23 protein-coding genes are annotated in these 20358 nt (G+C 40.3%); 15 read left to right on the plus strand and 8 right to left on the minus strand.

From position 1 onward, the window contains the following. Nucleotides 1–60 precede the first annotated feature (60 nt). From HWV02_RS06445 to HWV02_RS06455, 3 genes are all read left to right on the plus strand, one after another. Nucleotides 61–951 carry a DUF350 domain-containing protein gene (locus HWV02_RS06445; protein ID WP_211674600.1) on the plus strand — a complete coding sequence of 297 codons (891 nt, stop codon included), beginning with the start codon at nucleotides 61–63 and terminating at the stop codon, nucleotides 949–951. A gap of 168 nt (nucleotides 952–1119) precedes the next feature. Beyond that, nucleotides 1120–2868 (plus strand): polyamine aminopropyltransferase, encoded by a 1749-nt coding sequence (locus HWV02_RS06450; protein WP_211689974.1) that lies wholly within the window; start codon nucleotides 1120–1122, stop codon nucleotides 2866–2868. A 68-nt stretch (nucleotides 2869–2936) separates the two neighbouring features. After that, nucleotides 2937–3248 (plus strand): S-adenosylmethionine decarboxylase family protein, encoded by a 312-nt coding sequence (locus HWV02_RS06455; protein ID WP_211679004.1) that lies wholly within the window; start codon nucleotides 2937–2939, stop codon nucleotides 3246–3248. An 18-nt stretch (nucleotides 3249–3266) separates the two neighbouring features. Here the strand turns inward: HWV02_RS06455 and HWV02_RS06460 are convergent, their stop codons facing one another. Continuing rightward, nucleotides 3267–4022, minus strand: a complete 756-nt coding sequence (locus HWV02_RS06460) for a TSUP family transporter (protein WP_211679005.1) — start codon at nucleotides 4020–4022, stop codon at nucleotides 3267–3269. 164 nt (nucleotides 4023–4186) lie between these two features. Here HWV02_RS06460 and HWV02_RS06465 point away from each other — a divergent pair, with 164 nt between their 5' ends. Further along, the gene (locus tag HWV02_RS06465) at nucleotides 4187–5071 is read left to right on the plus strand and encodes a LysR substrate-binding domain-containing protein (protein ID WP_211679006.1); all 885 of its coding nucleotides are present in this window, start codon (nucleotides 4187–4189) and stop codon (nucleotides 5069–5071) included. 26 nt (nucleotides 5072–5097) lie between these two features. Here HWV02_RS06465 and cra read toward each other — a convergent pair whose 3' ends face one another. Beyond that, nucleotides 5098–6081 carry a catabolite repressor/activator gene (gene cra, locus HWV02_RS06470; RefSeq protein WP_211679007.1) on the minus strand — a complete coding sequence of 328 codons (984 nt, stop codon included), beginning with the start codon at nucleotides 6079–6081 and terminating at the stop codon, nucleotides 5098–5100. 259 nt (nucleotides 6082–6340) lie between these two features. Here cra and fruB point away from each other — a divergent pair, with 259 nt between their 5' ends. The 4 genes from fruB to HWV02_RS06490 all read left to right on the plus strand — a co-directional run bounded on the left by fruB (nucleotide 6341) and on the right by HWV02_RS06490 (nucleotide 10704). Next, nucleotides 6341–7453 carry a fused PTS fructose transporter subunit IIA/HPr protein gene (gene fruB, locus HWV02_RS06475; protein WP_211689975.1) on the plus strand — a complete coding sequence of 371 codons (1113 nt, stop codon included), beginning with the start codon at nucleotides 6341–6343 and terminating at the stop codon, nucleotides 7451–7453. Then, complete coding sequence (gene pfkB, locus HWV02_RS06480; protein WP_211679009.1) at nucleotides 7453–8397, plus strand: 1-phosphofructokinase; 945 nt, start codon at nucleotides 7453–7455, stop codon at nucleotides 8395–8397. Before fruB ends, pfkB begins: the two co-directional genes overlap by 1 nt. Nucleotides 8398–8413: 16 nt before the next feature. Beyond that, nucleotides 8414–10147 (plus strand): PTS fructose transporter subunit IIBC, encoded by a 1734-nt coding sequence (fruA, locus tag HWV02_RS06485; RefSeq protein WP_211679010.1) that lies wholly within the window; start codon nucleotides 8414–8416, stop codon nucleotides 10145–10147. A 143-nt stretch (nucleotides 10148–10290) separates the two neighbouring features. Further along, nucleotides 10291–10704: a phosphate-starvation-inducible protein PsiE gene (locus tag HWV02_RS06490; protein ID WP_211679011.1), complete on the plus strand. Its 414-nt coding sequence runs from the start codon at nucleotides 10291–10293 to the stop codon at nucleotides 10702–10704. A gap of 37 nt (nucleotides 10705–10741) precedes the next feature. Here HWV02_RS06490 and HWV02_RS06495 read toward each other — a convergent pair whose 3' ends face one another. The 6 genes from HWV02_RS06495 to HWV02_RS06520 form a co-directional block, all read right to left on the minus strand. Beyond that, nucleotides 10742–11659 carry a M15 family metallopeptidase gene (locus HWV02_RS06495; protein ID WP_211679012.1) on the minus strand — a complete coding sequence of 306 codons (918 nt, stop codon included), beginning with the start codon at nucleotides 11657–11659 and terminating at the stop codon, nucleotides 10742–10744. 215 nt (nucleotides 11660–11874) lie between these two features. Continuing rightward, entirely contained in the window at nucleotides 11875–12669 is a 795-nt protein-coding gene (locus HWV02_RS06500; protein WP_211679013.1) for a ribonuclease H family protein, read from the minus strand. A 112-nt stretch (nucleotides 12670–12781) separates the two neighbouring features. Then, on the minus strand, nucleotides 12782–13588 hold the full coding sequence (locus tag HWV02_RS06505) for an alpha/beta fold hydrolase (RefSeq protein ID WP_255547099.1): 807 nt from the start codon (nucleotides 13586–13588) through the stop codon (nucleotides 12782–12784). A gap of 339 nt (nucleotides 13589–13927) precedes the next feature. Next, nucleotides 13928–14320 (minus strand): DUF2750 domain-containing protein, encoded by a 393-nt coding sequence (locus HWV02_RS06510; protein WP_211679015.1) that lies wholly within the window; start codon nucleotides 14318–14320, stop codon nucleotides 13928–13930. 63 nt (nucleotides 14321–14383) lie between these two features. Further along, the gene (locus HWV02_RS06515) at nucleotides 14384–14791 is read right to left on the minus strand and encodes a cytochrome b562 (protein ID WP_211679016.1); all 408 of its coding nucleotides are present in this window, start codon (nucleotides 14789–14791) and stop codon (nucleotides 14384–14386) included. Nucleotides 14792–14883: 92 nt separating this feature from the next. After that, nucleotides 14884–15111 (minus strand): glutaredoxin family protein, encoded by a 228-nt coding sequence (locus tag HWV02_RS06520; protein ID WP_006032893.1) that lies wholly within the window; start codon nucleotides 15109–15111, stop codon nucleotides 14884–14886. A gap of 257 nt (nucleotides 15112–15368) precedes the next feature. Here HWV02_RS06520 and ruvC point away from each other — a divergent pair, with 257 nt between their 5' ends. From ruvC to tolA, 7 genes are all read left to right on the plus strand, one after another. Then, on the plus strand, nucleotides 15369–15890 hold the full coding sequence (gene ruvC, locus HWV02_RS06525; RefSeq protein ID WP_211674615.1) for a crossover junction endodeoxyribonuclease RuvC: 522 nt from the start codon (nucleotides 15369–15371) through the stop codon (nucleotides 15888–15890). A 100-nt stretch (nucleotides 15891–15990) separates the two neighbouring features. Beyond that, nucleotides 15991–16611: a Holliday junction branch migration protein RuvA gene (gene ruvA, locus HWV02_RS06530; protein ID WP_211679017.1), complete on the plus strand. Its 621-nt coding sequence runs from the start codon at nucleotides 15991–15993 to the stop codon at nucleotides 16609–16611. 17 nt (nucleotides 16612–16628) lie between these two features. Further along, nucleotides 16629–17636, plus strand: coding sequence for a Holliday junction branch migration DNA helicase RuvB (gene ruvB, locus HWV02_RS06535; protein WP_211679018.1), 1008 nt, complete (start codon nucleotides 16629–16631; stop codon nucleotides 17634–17636). A gap of 177 nt (nucleotides 17637–17813) precedes the next feature. Then, the gene (locus tag HWV02_RS06540; RefSeq protein WP_255547100.1) at nucleotides 17814–18092 is read left to right on the plus strand and encodes a hotdog domain-containing protein; all 279 of its coding nucleotides are present in this window, start codon (nucleotides 17814–17816) and stop codon (nucleotides 18090–18092) included. Then, on the plus strand, nucleotides 18079–18771 hold the full coding sequence (gene tolQ, locus HWV02_RS06545) for a protein TolQ (protein WP_211679019.1): 693 nt from the start codon (nucleotides 18079–18081) through the stop codon (nucleotides 18769–18771). Before HWV02_RS06540 ends, tolQ begins: the two co-directional genes overlap by 14 nt. 3 nt (nucleotides 18772–18774) lie before the next feature. Then, complete coding sequence (gene tolR, locus HWV02_RS06550) at nucleotides 18775–19200, plus strand: protein TolR (protein ID WP_211679020.1); 426 nt, start codon at nucleotides 18775–18777, stop codon at nucleotides 19198–19200. A 59-nt stretch (nucleotides 19201–19259) separates the two neighbouring features. Next, the gene (gene tolA, locus HWV02_RS06555; RefSeq protein ID WP_211679021.1) at nucleotides 19260–20357 is read left to right on the plus strand and encodes a cell envelope integrity protein TolA; all 1098 of its coding nucleotides are present in this window, start codon (nucleotides 19260–19262) and stop codon (nucleotides 20355–20357) included. The last annotated feature ends 1 nt before the right edge of the window (nucleotide 20358 follow it).

Below are 20358 nucleotides of genomic sequence, written 5' to 3' on the forward strand. Positions count from 1 at the left end.
CATGAGCGAATATATCGAACGCCGTGAGCAAATAGATAGAATAAGTTATGGAGATTAAGTATGTACAAGTTTGATGGATTAACGATGTGGACGACACAAGCATTGGTGATTGATTTTATTATTATCATTGCTTTGTTCGTTAGTTTAAAAATGATCAAAGGCTGGGTATCAAATTTACATGCCAATGATGAAATTGCAAAGCGTGATAACTTTGCTTTTGGTATTAGTTTTGCGGCTGGTTTAGCTGGACTAGCTATTGTATTAACAGGTGTCACCAGTGGTGATTTTGCTGATTCACTCTTTGAAGAAGCAACACAAATGGCAGGGTATGGCGTATTAGCGATCGCGCTAATTAAAGCAGGTCATTTTTTCCAAGATAAGGTGGCATTACAAAAAGTCAGTCTGCACGATGAAATAGTTAAAGGTAATGTGACTGCCGCGTTTGTTGAGTTTGGTCATATTGTCACGGTTGCAATTGTGGTGCGTTCTGCGCTGATTTGGGTGCTTACAGAAGGTTGGCATGGTTTACCTGTGGTGATTGCCGCGTTTGTTGTGGCTAACATTATTATGCTATTAGTGAGTAAATATCGTGTGCACTTATTTAAACGCACAGGTGATTGCCTGCAACAGCTTATCTTAGATGATAATCTGGCTGTTGGTATTCGTTATGCTGGGTTTTTAATTGGGTCTGGCTTAGCGATCACTGCGGCGACAGGCCTTGCACCATATGCTGCCGATAATATTGGTTTAAGTCTCATGTATTGGGCATTTTTTGCTGTTGTTAGTGTCGTTATCTTTTCGGTTTTACAATTAATTACCATTAAAGTTATCTTGTCGGGCGTAAGCATTGCCGATGAGGTTATTCGCCAAAAGAACATTGGTGTTGCGGTTATCTCGGCAACAGTATCGTTTTCGGTTGGTTTAACGATGGCAACCTTGCTCGGTAGCTAATTGCTTATTTAGTAATAGGTTTGCTTAATTTAAATAATAGATATGGCTCAAATTCAATAATGCAGTTCAGTCGTAATGAGGGCTGTACAGTTGTTGAGTTTGAGCTTTTTAAGTTTTAAATTACGACTTAATTCTCTCAACATCAATTAAAATACAGTAAGGCATCGTGTGGAACAGTCAGTTGTAAATAGTGATAATAAAGCAAAACAGGCACAGCAGCGTAAACGTACATTATGGTTTCACGATACGTTATTAATCTCGGTCATGATCATACTTGCTGGCTGTGGTTTGATTTATGAATACTTGCTTTCGCATTATGCTGGTAGGGTATTAGGTTCGGTTGAAAGTGCTATTTATGCCATGATAGGGACCATGATTGTAGCAATGGGGATTGGTGCGTTTATGGCTCGTTGGTTTAAAGATGCCTTTACTGCATTTGCCTGGTTAGAAGCGTTAATTGCATTAATCGGTATGAGTTGCATTTTGATTATTTCGGCGATGATAGCCGTGAGTTATAGCTTACCTCATCTATTATCGGCGACGTTTAATTTACCCAGTAATGTTGTGCTTGATGGTTACTTACCTCAACAGCTAGAAAAAATTGCTAAATTTATGCCGTATGTGTTCGGTTTAATTCTCGGTATTTTTATTGGTATGGAGATCCCGCTGATCGCAAGGGTTCGCCAGCAAGTATATGGGCGATTCTTAGAAAATAATGCCGGTACTATCTATGGTGCAGACTATATTGGTGCTGGTATTGGCGCTGCAATTTGGGTTTCTATCATGTTGTCGTTGCCTATTATGGAAGCTGCGGCGTGGACGGCATTATTCAATGTTATTGCGGGACTGGCATTTTTATGGCGCTATCAAGATAAGATCCGTTGGGCGAAGTTATTGTTCCTTTGTCACTTGTTATTAATTGTATTGTTTTCGGTAATCTTAACCTTGGGAACAGGATGGTTAGCGCAACTAAGCAGTGTGTTATATAAAGATAAAGTAATTTACTCTCAGTCGACGAAATATCAGCATGTGGTCGTGACTGAACGTTATTTGAAAAACAAAGCTGAACCAGTGACTGACTTGTTCATTAACGGTCACTTACAATTCTCTAGTGCGGATGAGCAGCTATATCATGATTTATTAGTCTATCCGGCAATGCTTGCATCTAATCGTCACGATAAGGTACTTATTATTGGTGGTGGTGATGGATTAGCACTGCGTAATGTATTACGTTGGCCAGTCGAAGCGGTGACTTTAGTGGATCTCGATGCTGAACTATTGTCTCTGTTTGGTGCCAATACAGTTGACTATGCTGCGCCTGAAGCTATCAAAAAGCGTATGTTAAAATTAAATAAAGGTTCATTACAAGATCCTCGCTTAACATTGTATACGACTGATGCATTTTTAAAAATCGAGGCGCTACTCGATAAAGGCGCTAAGTTTGATACTATTATCATTGACTTGCCAGATCCAAATCATCCTGATTTAAATAAACTTTATAGTGATTATTTTTATAATCAGGTGCGTCAATTGCTCGCTGCAGACGGTGCATTAGCAATACAATCAACATCGCCTTATCATGCCCGTAATGCATTTTTGAGTATTGGTAAAACAGTGAAAGAAGCGGGCTTTTTACATGTTGAGCAGTATCAACGTAATATTCCGTCATTTGGTCAGTGGGGATGGACGATTGCGACAACACGTGGTAAATCGGCAAGCAGACGTATAAAGGATATTAATACTTTACCTGTACCGTCGAACTGGCTAAACAAAGAGTTTTTATTAGCGTCGTTTGTGTTCCCTGGTAATTTTTATGACAAAATGGACACTATTGAAATTAATCGACTCGGCTCAGGGGTATTGTATGATTATAACCGTGAAGCGTGGCAAACTGAGTCTGAGTTGTATAAGAATTAGTTGCGGTGCATAGTATAATACCCTGTAACTGTGTTGTTTTATTGTAATATTGGTAAGTGAAAATAACGATGGAAGCAAAAATATATAATCAACGTTGGTGGTTAAGTAGCTGTGATACCGAAGAGCTTAAAAGTATGATTTCAGCTGAGCTTCACCGTGCTGGCTTTATGGTATTAAACTTTGTTGAGCATTATTTTCAACCTCAGGGTTATACCGCGTTGTGGCTGTTAGCTGAAAGCCATGCTGCGGTACATACGTTTCCTGAAGAGGGAAAATCGTATGTTGAGTTATCCAGTTGTGCTGCCTCTTTATTAGATAATTTTGATCGTTACTTGCAAGAGTCGGCGGCTAAACAGCAATGGAAAGTAACGACGTCGTAGTGGCTTGAGTGTAAACCGTTACGAATAAAGCAGTTTCAAGCTCATTGCGATAGACATGGTGACCATTAATGGTTTAATGATTTTAACGCCTTTTGACAATACTAAACGTGAGCCAAGTGTAGCCCCTAGCGCTTGGCCAACTAACATAATACCACCCAACGCCCATAATACCTTCCCGCCGAGTGCAAAGAATATCAACGACGCGATATTAGTTGCGAAGTTTAGCACTTTGGCGTGTGCAGTTGCTTTAGCCAAGCCGAAGCCTGCTAGCGAGACAAATGCCATTGCAAAGAAGCTGCCAGTGCCTGGACCAAAAAAGCCATCATATAAACCAACACCGAAAGCAGCTGTTACTGCAAATAATGTTGGAGTAAGTACCTGATGTTTATCTTCATCGCTAATTTGTTTCGAAAATAAAAAATAACCACCAATGGCAAGAATGAGAAAAGGTAAAATTACTTCCAATATGCTTGGGTCAATGGATTGGATCGCAATACTGCCGAGGGCTGAGCCGACGAAAGTACAGGCAATCGCCAGTTTCATTTTTCTTACATCGATCATGCCTTTGCGTATAAAGTAAAAACTGGCAAAGAAACTACCGCCACAGGCTTGCAGTTTGTTGGTTGCGAGGGCTGTTGCAGGAGGAAGACCAACCCATAATAATGCTGGAATAGTCAGTAGACCACCACCGCCTGCGATAGAATCAATAAAACCAGCGACGACAGCCACTAAAAACAATAGTCCAACAATTTCTGCTGATAACTGAAAAGACATATCCAAACCCATGGTGTTGTACTCCTGCGTAATTTTAATTGCAATATCTTGAAATAATCTGGCTATATAATCTTATTTGCACGATTAACGCAAAGGAGTTATCTTCTTTATAGTGTGAGTTAAACTCACGCAGTATGTATTCGTCATTTAAAGTGAGTATTGCTATGTATCCTAATTTACCACCATTAAATGCCATGCGAGCTTTTGAGTCAGCCGCAAGAAATGTGAGTTTTACGCTAGCAGCTAAGGAGTTGTTTGTGACGCATGGAGCCGTGAGTAAACAGGTGAAGATATTGGAGCAATACCTTGGTGTTAGTCTATTTATTCGCCAACATCGAAAGTTAGTACTTACTGAGGAGGCGAAGCCTTATTTTCTGAAGGTGCAGAATGCGTTGCAAACAATTAATAGTGCCACGCAAGAACTCATATTCCAGCCTCAATTAGCACAGCGTATCGCTATCAATGTATTACCGAGTTTGACGATTAATTGGTTAATCCCGAGTCTGGAAAGCTTCAAGCTCAGTAATCCTAATTTATTCGTTGATTTATCAATTGGTGATTTTACGATTGATTTTACTCAACATCAGTATGATATTGCGATACGCAGTGCTACGACACGACCACAGGGTTGTAATGTTATTAAGTTGATGGATGAGGATTTATGTCTTGTGTGTTCGCCGCAATTAGCGCAGCAGATGACATCACTGCATGATATTAACAATATGACGTTGCTTGAGCATATTTCTAGACCGGGCTTATGGCGCTATTGGTCAGCTGATATAGGAATAGAGTTAACCATGGATGACAAGTTTGGTATGGAGCATTTCTACATGCTCAGTCAGGCAGCCGTAAGTAGTATGGGGGTGGCACTGATCCCGCGATTTTTTGTGAGTAAGCAACTTGCTGATGGCAGTTTAGTGGTGCCATTTTCAGCTGGTTTTGTCAGTCCATATAGCTATTATTTACTGACGCCAACCGCCAGCCCATTACCGTTGAAAGTGCAAGCGTTCGTTGACTGGCTATTGCCTTTATTTGCACCTTATAGATAACAGTATTTGTTATTGCTGAGTTTGTATTAGCGGCGGATTATTTTTCGAGAGACGACTTCAACACTGGGTTTATTGGAGCCATTCACGGCATTTAACGCCATTTTAAGCGCGTGTTCAGCAATTAATTCAAATTGCTGCGGTAATGATTGAATTTTGCTAGGTAGGAAATCCAGCAATCGGTTATCACCAAAAGTAGCCAGCTTCGTTGTTGCCATTAAGCTTGGGTTGAGTATCAAGCAATCAAGTACGCCTTCAAATAGTGTATACGAGGTCGCTAAGATAGCATCAGGGAATGTATCGTTATCTATCCATTGTTGCACTTGGGCTTGACCTTGATCTTGACTAAAATGATCACCATAAGCGGTTAACTTTTTTACTGGGATACCATGGTGCTTAATTGCAGATAGGAACCCTTGTTCACGCTCTTTCGATATACCAAGATCTGGTACTGCGCCAACTAAGCCGATAGAACGAATATCTTGTTGTAATAAGGCTTGGGTAAGCTCATAAGCCCCGTCTAAATCTTCACTGATAACACAAGAAAAAATTTCATCATCCATAGCGCGATCTAACCCGATAACTGGTACGCCATTGGCTTGAACAGTACGGTAATAGTTGTGATCAGCTGGAAGTGCACTCGCCACTAATAAGGCATCAATACGACGACTTAATAAGGTATCCGCGACTTTTATCTCGGTATCCGCATCATCATCAGAGCAAGAAATGATGAGTTGGTATCCCGCTTTACGCGCATCACGCTCGAGTAATTTGGCTAATTTAGCATAACTGCTGTTTTCTAAATCAGGAATGATTAAACCAAGCGAACGGTTACTGCCTGCACGTAATGATTGTGCGGCATGATCAGGTCGGTAATTATGTTCATTAACGACAGCCATTACTTTTATTTGGGTTTTTTCACTAATGCGGTATTTACTGGCTTTCCCGTTAATCACATAACTGGCAGTGGTACGTGATACACCCGCTAGTTTGGCTATTTCATCTAATGTCATGGTTGTTTCATCCCTAATTTGTGCGCTCGCTCATAGTTTTTTACATGATTTGTTGTTGAAAATTGTAATCAGTCTAGAAACACTTCAGTATATTAGCTGAAAGGTTTCAGCAATGCCATGTATTATCATTTTGTCATGACTGAAGCCTTTTTAATTGATCATTTGCTGAAACGATTCAGCAAGGTTGAAAAACAAAGAAAAAGCAAGTGCTTAAGCAAAGAGTCATTGCATTATTACCTTGGTATTACGGAGTAAAGTTATGTTGTCACTGTCTTCTAATGACATTAAGTTAAACCAATCGGCGCCGAACAAACAGCTCGCGATTAAAACGCTTGCGCAAAATTTGGTAAATAAAAATTATGTGGAAGCAAATTATGTCGAGGGTATGTTAGCCCGTGAAGCGCAGCACTCTACGTATTTAGGCAATGGCATTGCTATCCCACATGGCACGGTTGATACGCGTGACTTGGTTAATAAAACAGGTGTGCAATTACATCATTATCCTCAAGGCGTTGATTGGGGTGAGGGAAAAACGGTTTATTTAGCTATTGCGATTGCAGCTAAGTCGGATGAGCATTTAGCCATTTTAAAACAGCTGACGCATGTATTAAGTGCTGATGGCATAGAGCAACAGCTACAGCAATGTGATAGCACGGAATCTATTATTACCTTGCTTGAAGGTCGCCAGCAGTCAGAAACACTATTAACAGCTGATTTAGTACAACTTGCTTTCCCTGCGAAAGACCTGTCACAACTCACCGCTGTTGCGGCGGGTTTACTTAAGCATCATCACTGTATTGATAATACCGGGGTTGCTGATGCGATCACTACACCTGCGACTTATCTGGGTCAGGGTTTATGGTTAGCGAAAACAACGAAGTCGGTAGTGACAACAGCTATCTCGTTTGTAACACCTGCAGAACCTTTGCTGCAAGATAGCTTACCTGTTCAAGGCGTGCTCATGCTAGCGAGTGCTAACGATCTGCATTTCAATAACATGCAATGCGTAGCTGATTTAATTTACCAGCAACAAGTTAATCAGTTATTTAATACAGATGCTGACATTGTTATCGGTTTATTGACGAACGTTAAACCGAGTGGTGTAACGGCCATATTTACGATTCATAACAGCCATGGTCTACATGCAAGACCAAGTGCCATGTTAGTGAATATCGCCAAGAAATATCAGGCTGATATTCAAGTTACAAATATGGCGGGTAAATCAACCAATGCGAAAAGCTTGATGAAATTAATGTCTTTAGGCGTAAGTTGCGACGAAGTACTTACGTTTACAGCCCAAGGCGAGGACGCTGAATTGGCGTTAAAAGCGATTGGTGAAGGTATCGATGCTGGATTAGGTGAAGGTAAATAATGACCATGCAATTAACAACATTAAAAGTAGTAACAGTGACGCTAAATCCAGCATTGGATTTAACGGGTCATTTGCAAACATTGACTAAGGGCATGGTAAACCAAGTTAAGCACTGCGCATTAGAGCCAGCAGGTAAAGGTGTGAATGTGGCCAAAGTGCTGGCTGAACTCGGGGCTGATGTGACTGCGACAGGTTTTTTAGGTGTTGAAAATGAAGCCCCTTTTTGTCAGTTATTTGAGCGCACCAAGATCACGGATAAATTTATCCGCGTACAAGGTGCAACACGTATCAACGTTAAGTTAGTCGAAGCGAACTGCCAGGTTAGTGATATTAATTTTCCGGGCGTAAGCGTTACTGCTGCGGCACTCGTAGAATTTGAAACCATGCTGTTTAATTTATCGTTAAGCCATGACGTATTCATTATTGCGGGTAGTTTACCTATCGGTGTTAGTCCAGAAGTGTGTGCTAACTGGATTGAAAAATTACAACAGTCAGGTAAAAAGGTATTTTTTGATAGTAGTAATGCTGCATTAAGTGCTGGGCTAGCGGTACAACCTTGGCTAATAAAACCGAATGATGAAGAGTTAGCGCATTGGGCGGAAAGTTCGGCACTAGCGGATAAATCGTTAACCGAAATTGCCCTGCAATTATCAAACACGGGTATTGCCAATGTGGTGGTATCACTCGGTGCTGAAGGGGTTATGTGGTTAAACAAAGAAGGGTGGTTACAGGCAAAACCACCTACGATGGATGTTGTTAGTACGGTTGGAGCGGGTGATACCTTAGTTGCTGGTATGTGCTGGGGCCATCTTAATAACTGGGATAAAGAGCAAACATTACGTTTTGCAACGGCATTATCAGCGCTAGCAGTAACGCAGGTTGGTGTTGGCGTGAAAGACATAAATTCGGTACAGGCTATGAGTGAACACATCGCTATTTGCTAATTAAAGGACATTAATAATGAAAATTGCAATTGTAACGGCTTGCCCAAGTGGTATAGCAAGCAGCCTTATTGCTGCGGGTTTATTAGAAAAAGTAGCAACAGAATTAAAGTGGCAAGCGAATATCGAATGTCATTCATCTGTCGCCCCTGTAACGCTTTTAACTGATAAGCAGATTGCTGAGGCTGATTGCATTATTGTTGCTGCGAGTAAGAACATTGATGATGCACGTTTTATTGGTAAAAAAGTATACCGTTCTGAAGTTGATGCAGTATTTACTGATACTAAAACATATTTAGATCAGGCCGTTAAAAATGCTGTTGAGCTTGTAAGTAGTAATGAAGTGGTTGCTATCAGCACGGAAACGGTTATTGCAAGTAAAAAAATTGTGGCGATCACGGCTTGTCCAACTGGTGTTGCACATACCTTTATGGCTGCTGAAGCGTTAGAACAAGAAGGCAAACGTCTAGGGCATACGATTAAAGTTGAAACGCGTGGCTCTGTTGGCGCTAAAAATCAACTGAGCAGTGCTGAGATTGCTGCTGCGGATATCGTTATTATTGCTGCAGATATTGATATCGACTTGGCCCGTTTTGATGGTAAAAAAGTGTATAAAACCAGTACCGGTTTAGCATTGAAGAAAACCACCCAAACAATGGATAATGCGTTTAATGACGTACAAGTATATCGTCACGGCAAGTCGGCAGAAAATGAACAAGCCAGCACCGAAAAAACAGGTGTTTATAAACACTTAATGACAGGTGTTTCACACATGCTACCGTTAGTTGTTGCGGGTGGTTTGGCTATCGCGTTGTCATTTGTATTTGGTATCGAAGCATTTAAAGAAGAGGGTACACTAGCGGCCGCGTTAATGACGATTGGTGGTGGTTCGGCTTTTGCGCTTATGATCCCAGTACTTGCGGGCTTTATTGCCTTTTCTATTGCGGATCGCCCGGGCCTTGCGCCAGGTTTGATTGGTGGTATGTTAGCAAGTTCAACGGGCGCTGGCTTCTTAGGTGGTATTGTTGCAGGTTTCCTTGCTGGTTATACGGCTAAGTTAATCGCAGAAAAGGTACAGTTGCCACAATCAATGGAAGCACTGAAACCTATCTTAATCATTCCATTAGCAGCGTCGTTAATCACTGGTTTAGTGATGATTTATGTTGTCGGTGGGCCGGTTTCAGCTGCAATGAACGCATTAACGGAGTTTTTGAATAATATGGGTTCGGCTAACGCCGTGCTACTGGGTATTATTCTTGGTGGTATGATGTGCTTCGACCTTGGTGGTCCAGTAAACAAGACCGCGTATACCTTTGGTGTAGGTTTATTAGCATCGCAAACCTATGCGCCGATGGCCGCTGTGATGGCTGCGGGTATGGTGCCTGCGTTAGGTATGGGTCTGGCAACTTTCCTTGCAAAACGTAAATTCAATAACAGTGAGCAGGAAGCGGGTAAAGCATCGTTCGTCTTAGGCTTATGCTTTATTTCTGAAGGTGCGATTCCGTTTGCGGCGCGCGATCCAATGCGTGTTATCCCTAGCTGTATTGCTGGAGGTGCGTTAACGGGGGCATTATCTATGCTGTTTGGCGCTGAATTAATGGCACCACATGGCGGTTTATTTGTTCTGTTAATTCCAAACGCGATTACACCTGTATTTATGTATTTAGTCGCGATTGTGGCGGGTACACTTGTGACAGGCATTAGCTATGCGGTACTTAAAAAATCAGATAACACTGAAGCTGCGACAGCATAGTTCATTGCCTTTATGTTAATTAAAAGCCAGCTTAAGCTGGCTTTTTACATAAACGATAGAGGCATATGATTTATCTGTAATAGCGAGTATATTAGTGGCGACTGTTTACATCCAGTATTAGTGCATTTGGACTCGGAGTTAATATGCCATCACATTTACCAAAAAAGTTTAGTCACGTATTTTTAAAAATGTTTAGTTATATCGAAGCTGTGTTGCTTGTTTTAATTACTATGGCGACAATTTACGCGATGGCAAATGATTTTTATCATGTTTATGAAGAACAAACGGTAAAATTAACGGATATTTTGTTAATGTTTATCTATCTAGAAGTACTCGCCATGGTCCAGCAATTTGTTGTTAATGGTAAGATCCCAGTTCGCTATCCTATCTATATCGCAATCATGGCAATTGCTCGCTATATTACGTTAGGAATGAAAGAACTACAGAGTGTGGATGTCGTTTGGTTATCGGTTGCTGCATTAATATTAGCTTTATCGACCGTTATTATCCGTGCTGGCCACTTCTATTGGCCTTATAAAGCATTAGGTGACGAATAACAACAGCCTTAGTAGGGGTCTTTAATTTCTTAGCGCTCTAATCTTTTACGCAAATAGGTGAAACTTGTAGCGGTAGTTTTATTGCCGCGATCACTTTTTCTGGTGACTGATTAAAAGTTTTACTGAGTGATTCACTATTTAGCTTGGTTTCTAAATAATGTACATAGTCGTTCACTTTATGCTGCGTATAAGCTTTAGGGTAGCTCGCCTTACATGATTGATACCAGGTTACATAATTATCAAAAAACTGGCTGGCATTATCCGCTGGCATAACCGACATCAAGTTGGCCATATTACGGCTGACTTGAAAATGCTGATAGTCAATTGGTGTATTCCAAAAACCACCCCAATAGAAAAAACCATTATCAGCAAAGGTAGTGATGACATCTTCAGCGAAGCCTCGGCGCTCATCTTTACCGTATCTAAATTTCATTCTGTTAGTGTATTGAGATCCATCTTTTGGCTTAAAGCTTGCGCTACCTTGTTCATCAAACTCAACGAACGGGTTTTGTTTTGGGTTAATATCAATAGCTAAACCATATGCATGAATCGATAGTGAACGCTTACCTGCGATAGGTCGGTAATTGAATGCAGATGTATTATTATCCGCCATTGATAGGTCATCATCACCTTGGTAATGACGTATTGGTTGTGCTTTATTGATGGGAAATTCTAATTCATATAAACGTTCAAAAATAGCCGCGACGTAAGGCGATACAGCATCCATGACGACAATTGAACCGTTATTATGCTGCTGACCCTGAAAATCGATATACTTGAATTGTACTTGTCTTAAACGATCGCACTGTACAGGAGCAGCTGAGGACATAACGCCCGCATCTGTCATTGCGCGGCAGTCTTTGCCTGAGATTTCCGTTATATTTGCAGCCGAGACTGGTAATAGAGAATTGCAGATTAGCGCTGGGATTAATGTTTTAAACCAATATGTTGACATACGTTTCCATCCATTTAGTCATGTTTTTTATCATCTTAACGTGTATCGTGTAAATGTAAATACGTTATGATTTTATTCATGATTAATTACTCTGTTGGGTATGTCACGTACTTATAAAAATAGGGAAGAATGAGAGAAATAAGCTGAGGTATATCGTCAGCTTGTTTCTCTATCATTAGCTAAGATGTAGATATAACTTAGTCTTAGTTGGGCTACTAGCCTGATGGCATTGCAAGGATTTCGGCAATGTTAATACTGGTCGTATATTGCACAAACTTAGGTTCTTGTTGGGTACGTGCTAATACCGCCATACGGTCTGATAGTTCATTACCTTCGATATTTGCATGGCCTTTAACATGGGAAATAATTAAATTGGATTTTAATTGTTCGTACAAACTAAAGCATTGTTGAATAATGGCTAGGTTTTTAATTTCTTCATTCTTACCACGTTTCCAGCCTTTATTTTTCCAACCTTTCGCCCACTTAGTGATGCAATCAATTGAGTATCTAGAGTCAGATAATACCTGTACTGTTTTACCTTTTTCTATGTGTGAGGCTGCAAAGCGGAAGGCAACTAATAAGCCATTTAATTCTGCTGAGTTGTTCGTTCCGTTAGCTTCGTATAAGCCGTACCATAATTGTGCCAGCTTATCTTTTTCATAAACAGCCATGCCTGTACCCGATTTACCTGGGTTAGGAGAGCAAGCTCCATCACAGTAAATGTTGAGATCTGCAACTTGTGGTGGTGTTGATAGAATGGACTTAGATGCACCTGAAGGGCGTGCTGCTTTTGGTTTAACTCCTGAACCTGTCGCACCTTCTTTTGCTAATGAGCGTTTCATTAATGCGCGAGTATAGGTTGAGGAGAATGCTTGGTCTGCTTCTTCTCTTGACGGGAAGCCCATATATTGTGCATCACTGCGGCCATCAATCTGTGCTTTAGTTTCAGACCAATTATCAAATACACCAGTCTTCACACCTTTCCATACTACGTAATGTTTTTTACTCATAACTTAATTTAATACTCTTAAAGTTTAATGCCTAAATAATAAATGCCTTAAGCCAAATTACCAACTATAACCATAGCCTTGTACACAATTTATGCGTTATTAAGCGGGCTATTTATTGTTTTTTTTCATTTTCGATAAATGTTTTAATTAGGCGTACGACCAAGTCGGGTTGTTCATTCGTGACCCCATGACCCGTGTCGGGTATAACAATAAGGGGCGCTTGTATCTTTTTACTCAGGTAGATGCCATGTTCAACAGGAAAGATACGATCTTTTTCACCCCAAATGAGCAATGTTGGTGTTGATGATACTGGCGCCTCGAGTAAAGCATCTCGATCGGCAGGTAATGATTGGATCATGGCTATTTTCTGTTTATGCCAAGTCGCAAAGTAAGTTTGATAGATTTGGTCTGCAATAAAGTCGGGCATCATTTTAGGTTCAACAAAAATACCACCAAATAAACGGCGCAACTCATAGCTGTTCTTTGGTATAAAGAAGTCCTCTGGTTTATCGACTGCAAAGCGTTTGTTTAACGCGGCAAGATCATCATCACTGAAGTAGGGACCTGGACTAGCGATGATGATGGCTTTGCTAATTCGGCTATCTTGAGTGTTATTGAGCATGTTGAAGGTGATAAAGCCGCCATAAGAGATACTAGCAATATTGACATTATCAAGCTGTAATTGATTGACTAACTGCCATATTGCTTGTGTTTCTGTTGTGAGGTTAGCTTCACCTGCGCTAAAAGAGTCACCAAACCAAGCGAGGTCTGGTGCGATAACATCATAATCTTTGCTGAGTGCCAGCATTTCTTTTTGCCATGTCGTGACGGCATTGCCACCAAATCCATGAAGCAGTAATAGTGGCTGTCCTTCTCCTCCACGCCAATAACTCAGTGAACCACCTTCTTTTAAACTCATCTGGTGCTGCTCAAAGCCTACAGATTTTAAGCTATCTTCATCTGAGTCTATTTTCCAGCGAACAATCGAGCAGCCTGTTAATAATGAAAAACATATGTAAATAATGAATAATTTTAGCTTGTTGGAAATCATATCGTTTGGCCGATTGCAGAGGGAATATAAAACAATACCTTAGATTGGAGGTAAATAAAATAACATTAATTTAACTTAGTGCTATCAAAAATAATAATATTTAAGTGGTCGGTAGGAAAGAGTAGACGGCGATTAGAATGAATGAATGGCAGAAATCAAAAAGCATACCAGCCATTTAATGTTGGCATGCTTTTTAATAAACTGTTATTAACGCTTTTTTTTCGCTTGTTTCTGTAATGCCATATCAAATTCGTCAGGGAACATAATAAGACCTTCGTCATCAAGATTTGGGAAGATAACGATAGCTAGGTCATCATCCATTAAACCCGATGTCCAACGGCTTTGCCATTTAGCTAATGAAATAGATTCTGTTTTACAGTTTTCCCATTCACCAGTCGCCCAAGATTGTGCAAACTCTGCGTTAGGCCATACTGGCACACAATCTTCGTCATCGTTATTTAGCATTACACAACCGTGTTCATCCGTTAAGATCCAGATTTTACGTTCGCTTGTTACTTCTTTTAATAAATAGCTAAGGCGTTTTTCTTCATCGTAAGCTTGAATTGTTGCTATTTGGTTCTCGTCGAGCGTGTTTGACATGTAATCTGTTCCTAATTTTTACTAATATGACGGTAATAGTCATCACCAACATGTAATTGTTTATTAACCAAAGATGAGCTGCCAAATACTTGGCTTACTTTTCTTGTGGTATTCTTTTCTTAAGCTATCAACGTCTTCTAATTTAGCTTTCGCAACGGCGAGATTTTCGTCTGTTATATCGGATTGTTGAATGCTATTCAGTATTGATTCTACTTTATCTAAACCTTGATTTGACATCTCTGCACGGTCAGGTGAAAAGTTATAGCTCTGTGCTACGGCAAGCATTTTACTCATTTCATCAATGCGAGTAGAAAACTCATCAGCAGATGTTGTTTTCATTGCTTGAGTATACGCTAATCTCATTTGTTTCATGGTAACTTTAAGATCGATACTGTCTATTTCGGCACTGTTGACCAATGTAGAAAATAATAAGCTGATGATAAGGCTTAGCTGAGCAAAACGATTCTTCATGATTTATATCCATAGATAATGATTAAATGCTGCTGTTAATAACACCTAGCGTATAATTACGAGTGTAATAACAGTCAGGTTTGTATGGGGGATTAACCGCGATACATATTTTCGAATGATTTAATTGAGAAACCACGCAGAATTTGGTCACCAATTTTAAGTGTTGGTACGCCTCGGCCACCAATAGCGGCTAATTCTTTACTGCCACGTGGTTCATTTACGCTGCATAAACGGTAAGGTATTTTCTTTTCATCTAGGTAGCGCTTTGCCGTATCGCAATTTGGACACTTCTTTTGCGTATATAATACGACTCTTTTCATTTTAGCCCCACAAGGTTGATTATAAAAAGGCGCATTATACCAAGCTAACACTGATTCACAATGTATCAATATGAGCAAATGATTTGAAATACACTTCTTTACAACATGATGGAATAATAAGGCGATGATGTGCGGTTTTAACTGTTTAATTTATACGCGTTATTTTAATGGAGTATGGATAAGGTAGTGGGTTTAGGTTTCAAGCTTAGGTGCAGGTATACTGTAATTATAAACATGATAATTGAAGATAATAAAGTATGAGTATTATTCTTGGCATAGATCCGGGCTCCCGGATCACTGGATACGGTGTGATCCAACATATACACGGTAAGTTCCAATATTTAGGCAGTGGTTGTATTCGTACATCAGGTGATACATTACCTGAGCGCTTAAAGCAGATCCATGCGGGAGTCAGTGAAATTATCATTCAATTTCAACCAGATAAATTTGCTATTGAAGATGTGTTCATGGGTAAAAATGCGGCCTCAGCATTAAAGTTGGGCCAAGCCCGTGGCGCAGCTATTGTCGCTGCGGTGTCGAATGACTTAGAAGTCGGGGAATATACTGCCCGTCAGATCAAACAAGCGGTAGTGGGTAACGGTGGTGCTGATAAAGAACAAGTACAGCAAATGGTTGTCAATCTACTTAAACTGCCAGGCACGCCACAAGCCGATGCTGCTGATGGGCTCGCTGTCGCATTATGTCATGCCCAGAGTTTACGCACCTTGATTAATATGGCTGGTAAAGTCAAAGGTACAGCCCGCGGACGTTATAATTAACCTATTAAGTGAACCGAAATAATAAATGATCTGGATATTTAACCAGTATTTTATTATCCTTGTGAACATTATATTTTAAAAAAAATGTTGGAAAATAATTGTGATTGGACGTTTACGTGGCACTCTATTAGAAAAGCAACCACCAGAAATTTTACTTGAAGTGAATGGGGTCGGTTATGAAGTTCAACTGCCGATGAGCTGCTTTTATGAGCTTGGCGATGTTGATAACGAAGTGATCGTTTACACTCACTTTGTGGTTCGAGAAGATGCTCAATTACTCTACGGCTTTAATAATAAAATGGAACGCTTGATGTTCCGAGAGTTAATTAAAGTGAATGGTGTTGGCCCTAAGCTGGCGTTGGCTATCTTATCGGGTATGACAGCAAATCAATTTGCACACTGTGTTGAACATGATGATATTAACAGTCTAATTAAATTACCGGGTGTGGGTAAAAAGACTGCGGAACGTTTATTGGTCGAAATGCGTGACCGTCTAAAAAACTGGGTGACTCAAGATTTGTTTACCCCTGAAGCAGATAAAGCACAATTACAAGGTTATGGTAATACGTCATCGAATGCGATTGAAGAAGCGGAAGACGCCTTGATTGGTTTAGGGTATAAACCTGCGCAAGTAGCGAAGATGATCAAGCAAGTTGCACAGCCAAGTATGAGTTGTGAAGATATCATTCGTTTGTCATTGCGTGCAACCTTACAGAATTAATTTAGGAAGTTACTTTAGTGATTGAAGCTGATCGATTAATTTCTAGCGGTACCGTCCGTGAAGAAGAAGTGATAGACCGTGCTATCCGACCAAAAATGTTGTTAGATTACCAAGGCCAGGACCATGTACGTAATCAAATGGAAATTTTTATTGAAGCCAGTAAACGTCGTGATGATGCACTGGACCATTTATTAATTTTCGGTCCTCCAGGACTCGGAAAAACCACATTAGCAAATATTGTGGCAAACGAAATGGGGGTGAGTATTAAAACTACCTCTGGACCAGTGCTCGAGAAAGCAGGTGATCTTGCTGCATTACTGACTAACTTAGAACCCCATGACGTACTATTTATTGACGAAATTCATCGTTTAAACCCGTCGATTGAAGAAATTTTATATCCTGCAATGGAAGATTACCAATTAGATATTATGATTGGTGAAGGCCCGTCAGCACGTTCGATCAAGCTTGATTTACCCCCGTTTACGCTTATCGGAGCGACGACTCGAGCTGGTTCACTAACATCACCGTTACGTGATCGTTTTGGTATTGTTCAGCGCCTTGAATTTTATAAGGTTGAAGATTTACAAGATATCGTATTACGCTCGGCAAATTGCTTAGGGCTGAATATGGATAGTGCGGGCGCGTTAGAAATAGCGAGACGTTCACGTGGTACACCTCGTATTGCCAATCGCTTATTACGTCGTGTACGTGATTATGCTGAAGTAAAACACAATGGTGATATTGATGCCGAAATCTCGTCTGCGGCGTTAAGCATGTTAGATGTTGATACTTGTGGATTCGACTACATGGACCGTAAGTTACTTATTGCCATTGTCGATACTTTCTCAGGCGGTCCTGTTGGCTTGGATAACGTTGCTGCGGCTATTGGTGAAGAGCGCGAAACCATTGAGGACGTACTTGAACCATATCTTATACAGCAAGGCTTTTTACAGCGCACTCCGCGTGGACGTATTGCGACACCACGTGCTTATCTGCATTTAGGCTTTGATTATCCAGAAAAATAACGGCTGAAATGTATTCTTCACATTAAATCAATTTCATATCTTATTTTTGTCAGGTATATTATTGAACTTATAGCGTCAAATCTTAGATTGTAGCGTTATAAGTTAGAGTAATAGTGTTTAAAGATATGGGTTTTAGAATAATGCAAAATGATATAGTAGAAAGTGCATTCAACGTGCGTGTTTATTTCGAAGATACAAATACTGATAGTCTTTGTCGTACGTAAAATAGACATCGATTACCGTTATCCGGTATTTCTTGATGATTTATTAATTATAAAGTCACATATTAAGGAACTAAAACGCGCATCGTTGGTCTTTTCTCAGTGTATCTATCATGAAAATGGTAAGTTACTGTCAGAATTAACCGTTAAAGTGGCATGCATTCAATTATCACATAAGAAACCGTGTGCGATGTCTACAGAAATTATAAGGAAACTAACCAGTGGAAGCTGCTGATATTTCATTTTTTGAACTTTTTTGGGAAGCTAGCCTATTGGTAAAAGCAGTGATGTTATTACTGCTTTCCATGTCCGTAGCATCATGGGCAATGATTCTTCATCGCTCAAAAGCATTGAAGCAAGCCAATGAAGCGTCGAAACGATTTGAAGATAGATTTTGGTCTGGTATCGATTTATCTAAATTGTATAAAGAAAGCGAATCGCGAAAGAATAATATTCAGGGTATGGAGTTAATTTTCCACTCTGGTTTTAAAGAATATGTGCGTATTCATAATACTGTTCAAGAAAATACCGATGCAATCATGGATGGCAGTTATCGTACGATGCGGGTTGCTTTATCCCGTGAAGTTGACGACCTTGAAACTAACTTAAATAATCTCGCTACAATAGGCTCAATTAGTCCTTATATCGGTCTGTTTGGTACGGTTTGGGGTATTATGAGTTCATTTATTGCATTAGGCGCTGTGCAGCAAGCAACATTGGCGATGGTTGCACCGGGTATTGCCGAAGCGCTGATTGCAACTGCGATGGGCCTGTTCGCAGCGATTCCAGCTGTTATTGCCTATAATCGATTTTCTGATCAAGTGATGAAAATTGAAAATAATTACGCTAATTTCATGGAAGAGTTTTCGAGTATTTTACATCGCCAGACTTTGGCTAAAAAAACACAGGATTAAGCGATGCAGCCTTATCAACGTAAGCGCAGACGACCTGTAGCGGAAATTAACGTAGTACCGTATATCGATGTCATGTTGGTACTACTTATTATTTTTATGGTGACAGCCCCGTTAGTGACTCAAGGTGTGCTTGTGGATCTACCACAAGCACAAGCTGAAGCGTTATCACAAGACAGTAAGCCACCCATTGTCGCTTCTGTTGATAAAGATGGTTTATATTACCTTGATGTGGGGGATGGTGATAAGTCACCAATGTCGCCCGATGATTTAGCGACGTTAGTTGCAGCTCATTTAAAATTACAGCCGGACACACCTGTTGTCGTTAAAGGTGATGGCTCTGTGGCGTATGCACAAGTGATCAGTTTAATGGTTGTGTTACAACAGGCTGGCGCACCTTCTGTTGGATTAATGACAGATCCAGTCGAGTAGCGTAAGTATTTAAAAGTAATTAAGAGTAGTTAAGAGTTAAGGGTAGGGTATAAATAAAGATGAAGGATAATCAGTCTAAGTACTCTGTGGCTATTATTATTTCGGTCGCACTGCATGTTGTACTTCTCGTGTTACTGGGTCTAAATGCAACCTCGACACCATTAAAACAACAGGCAAAGCCAAAAGTGCAAGCTATCCAAGCTGTCGTTGTAAGTGAGCAAGCGATAAAGCAACATGCTGACCGGATTAAACGTGCCGAGCAAGACAAACGCAGAAAAGAACAGCAACGTGTGCAGCAAGCGGAAGAGCGTATTAAAAAGCTTAATGAAGAACGTCGACAAAAAGAAGCTGCAATTGTAAAAGCAAAAAATGATCAGCGAAAAGCAGAACAAGCAGCAAGACGAGCTGAGACCAAGCGCGCCGAAAAAGAAGTTGAACGTAAACGAGCTGAAGTTGCTGCACTTAAAGCTGAGAAACAACGTTTGAAGAAAGTTGAAGAACGTAAACGTGCCGAAGCAGCAACGAAGAAAGCAGAGCAACAACGTGCTAAGAAAGAGTTAGAGCGTAAAAAGTCTGAACAAGCCGCTGCCGCCGCAGATAAAAAACGTAAAGCAGCCGAAGAAAAAGAACGTAAACGTCAGGCTGCTATTGTTGCCGAAAAGAAACGTAAAAAAGCAGAAGAAGCCAAGCTTAAAGCTGAACAAGAACGTAAGCGTGTCGCAGAACAAAAACGTAAAGCGGCAGAAAAAGAGCGTCAACGTTTAGCTAAAATCGAACGAGAAAGGCAAGAGCGTTTGATGCAAGAGCAGATCGAAGCTGAATTTGCATCTGAGTTAGATAGTGAAATACAACAACTCGATGCAGTACGTCAGCAAGAAGTATTAAGTGAAGTTGATAAATATACAGCGCGAATTAAAAATTCGATCCAACGCAATATGTTAACCAGTGATACGATGAAAGGTAAGTCTTGTTTATTGAAAATTATTTTATCCAATTCTGGCTTGGTATTAAGTGTTACAAGTGGTGGTGGAGACACTGCTGTGTGTAGAGCTGGGGTTAGTGCCGTGAATAAGGCTGGTTCGCTGCCTATGTCACCGGATCCAGATGTTGCGAAAGAACTTAAAAAAATTAATTTGATTTTTAGACCAGAGATTTAAT

Source organism: Moritella sp. 28 (assembly GCF_018219435.1).
In the GTDB taxonomy this organism is placed as follows: Bacteria; Pseudomonadota; Gammaproteobacteria; order Enterobacterales; family Moritellaceae; genus Moritella.

Bases quoted from the DNA above. Each gene is read 5' to 3' on its own strand.
- HWV02_RS06445 (WP_211674600.1), top strand. From the start codon at position 61: ATGTACAAGTTTGATGGATTAACGATGTGGACGACACAAGCATTGGTG.
- HWV02_RS06455 (WP_211679004.1), top strand. From the start codon at position 2,937: ATGGAAGCAAAAATATATAATCAACGTTGGTGGTTAAGTAGCTGTGAT.
- HWV02_RS06460 (WP_211679005.1), bottom strand. From the start codon at position 4,022: ATGTCTTTTCAGTTATCAGCAGAAATTGTTGGACTATTGTTTTTAGTG.
- HWV02_RS06465 (WP_211679006.1), top strand. From the start codon at position 4,187: ATGTATCCTAATTTACCACCATTAAATGCCATGCGAGCTTTTGAGTCA.
- cra (WP_211679007.1), bottom strand. From the start codon at position 6,081: ATGACATTAGATGAAATAGCCAAACTAGCGGGTGTATCACGTACCACT.
- fruB (WP_211689975.1), top strand. From the start codon at position 6,341: ATGTTGTCACTGTCTTCTAATGACATTAAGTTAAACCAATCGGCGCCG.
- pfkB (WP_211679009.1), top strand. From the start codon at position 7,453: ATGACCATGCAATTAACAACATTAAAAGTAGTAACAGTGACGCTAAAT.
- fruA (WP_211679010.1), top strand. From the start codon at position 8,414: ATGAAAATTGCAATTGTAACGGCTTGCCCAAGTGGTATAGCAAGCAGC.
- HWV02_RS06490 (WP_211679011.1), top strand. From the start codon at position 10,291: ATGCCATCACATTTACCAAAAAAGTTTAGTCACGTATTTTTAAAAATG.
- HWV02_RS06495 (WP_211679012.1), bottom strand. From the start codon at position 11,659: ATGTCAACATATTGGTTTAAAACATTAATCCCAGCGCTAATCTGCAAT.
- HWV02_RS06500 (WP_211679013.1), bottom strand. From the start codon at position 12,669: ATGAGTAAAAAACATTACGTAGTATGGAAAGGTGTGAAGACTGGTGTA.
- HWV02_RS06505 (WP_255547099.1), bottom strand. From the start codon at position 13,588: ATGAGTTTAAAAGAAGGTGGTTCACTGAGTTATTGGCGTGGAGGAGAA.
- HWV02_RS06510 (WP_211679015.1), bottom strand. From the start codon at position 14,320: ATGTCAAACACGCTCGACGAGAACCAAATAGCAACAATTCAAGCTTAC.
- HWV02_RS06515 (WP_211679016.1), bottom strand. From the start codon at position 14,791: ATGAAGAATCGTTTTGCTCAGCTAAGCCTTATCATCAGCTTATTATTT.
- HWV02_RS06520 (WP_006032893.1), bottom strand. From the start codon at position 15,111: ATGAAAAGAGTCGTATTATATACGCAAAAGAAGTGTCCAAATTGCGAT.
- ruvC (WP_211674615.1), top strand. From the start codon at position 15,369: ATGAGTATTATTCTTGGCATAGATCCGGGCTCCCGGATCACTGGATAC.
- tolR (WP_211679020.1), top strand. From the start codon at position 18,775: ATGCAGCCTTATCAACGTAAGCGCAGACGACCTGTAGCGGAAATTAAC.
- tolA (WP_211679021.1), top strand. From the start codon at position 19,260: ATGAAGGATAATCAGTCTAAGTACTCTGTGGCTATTATTATTTCGGTC.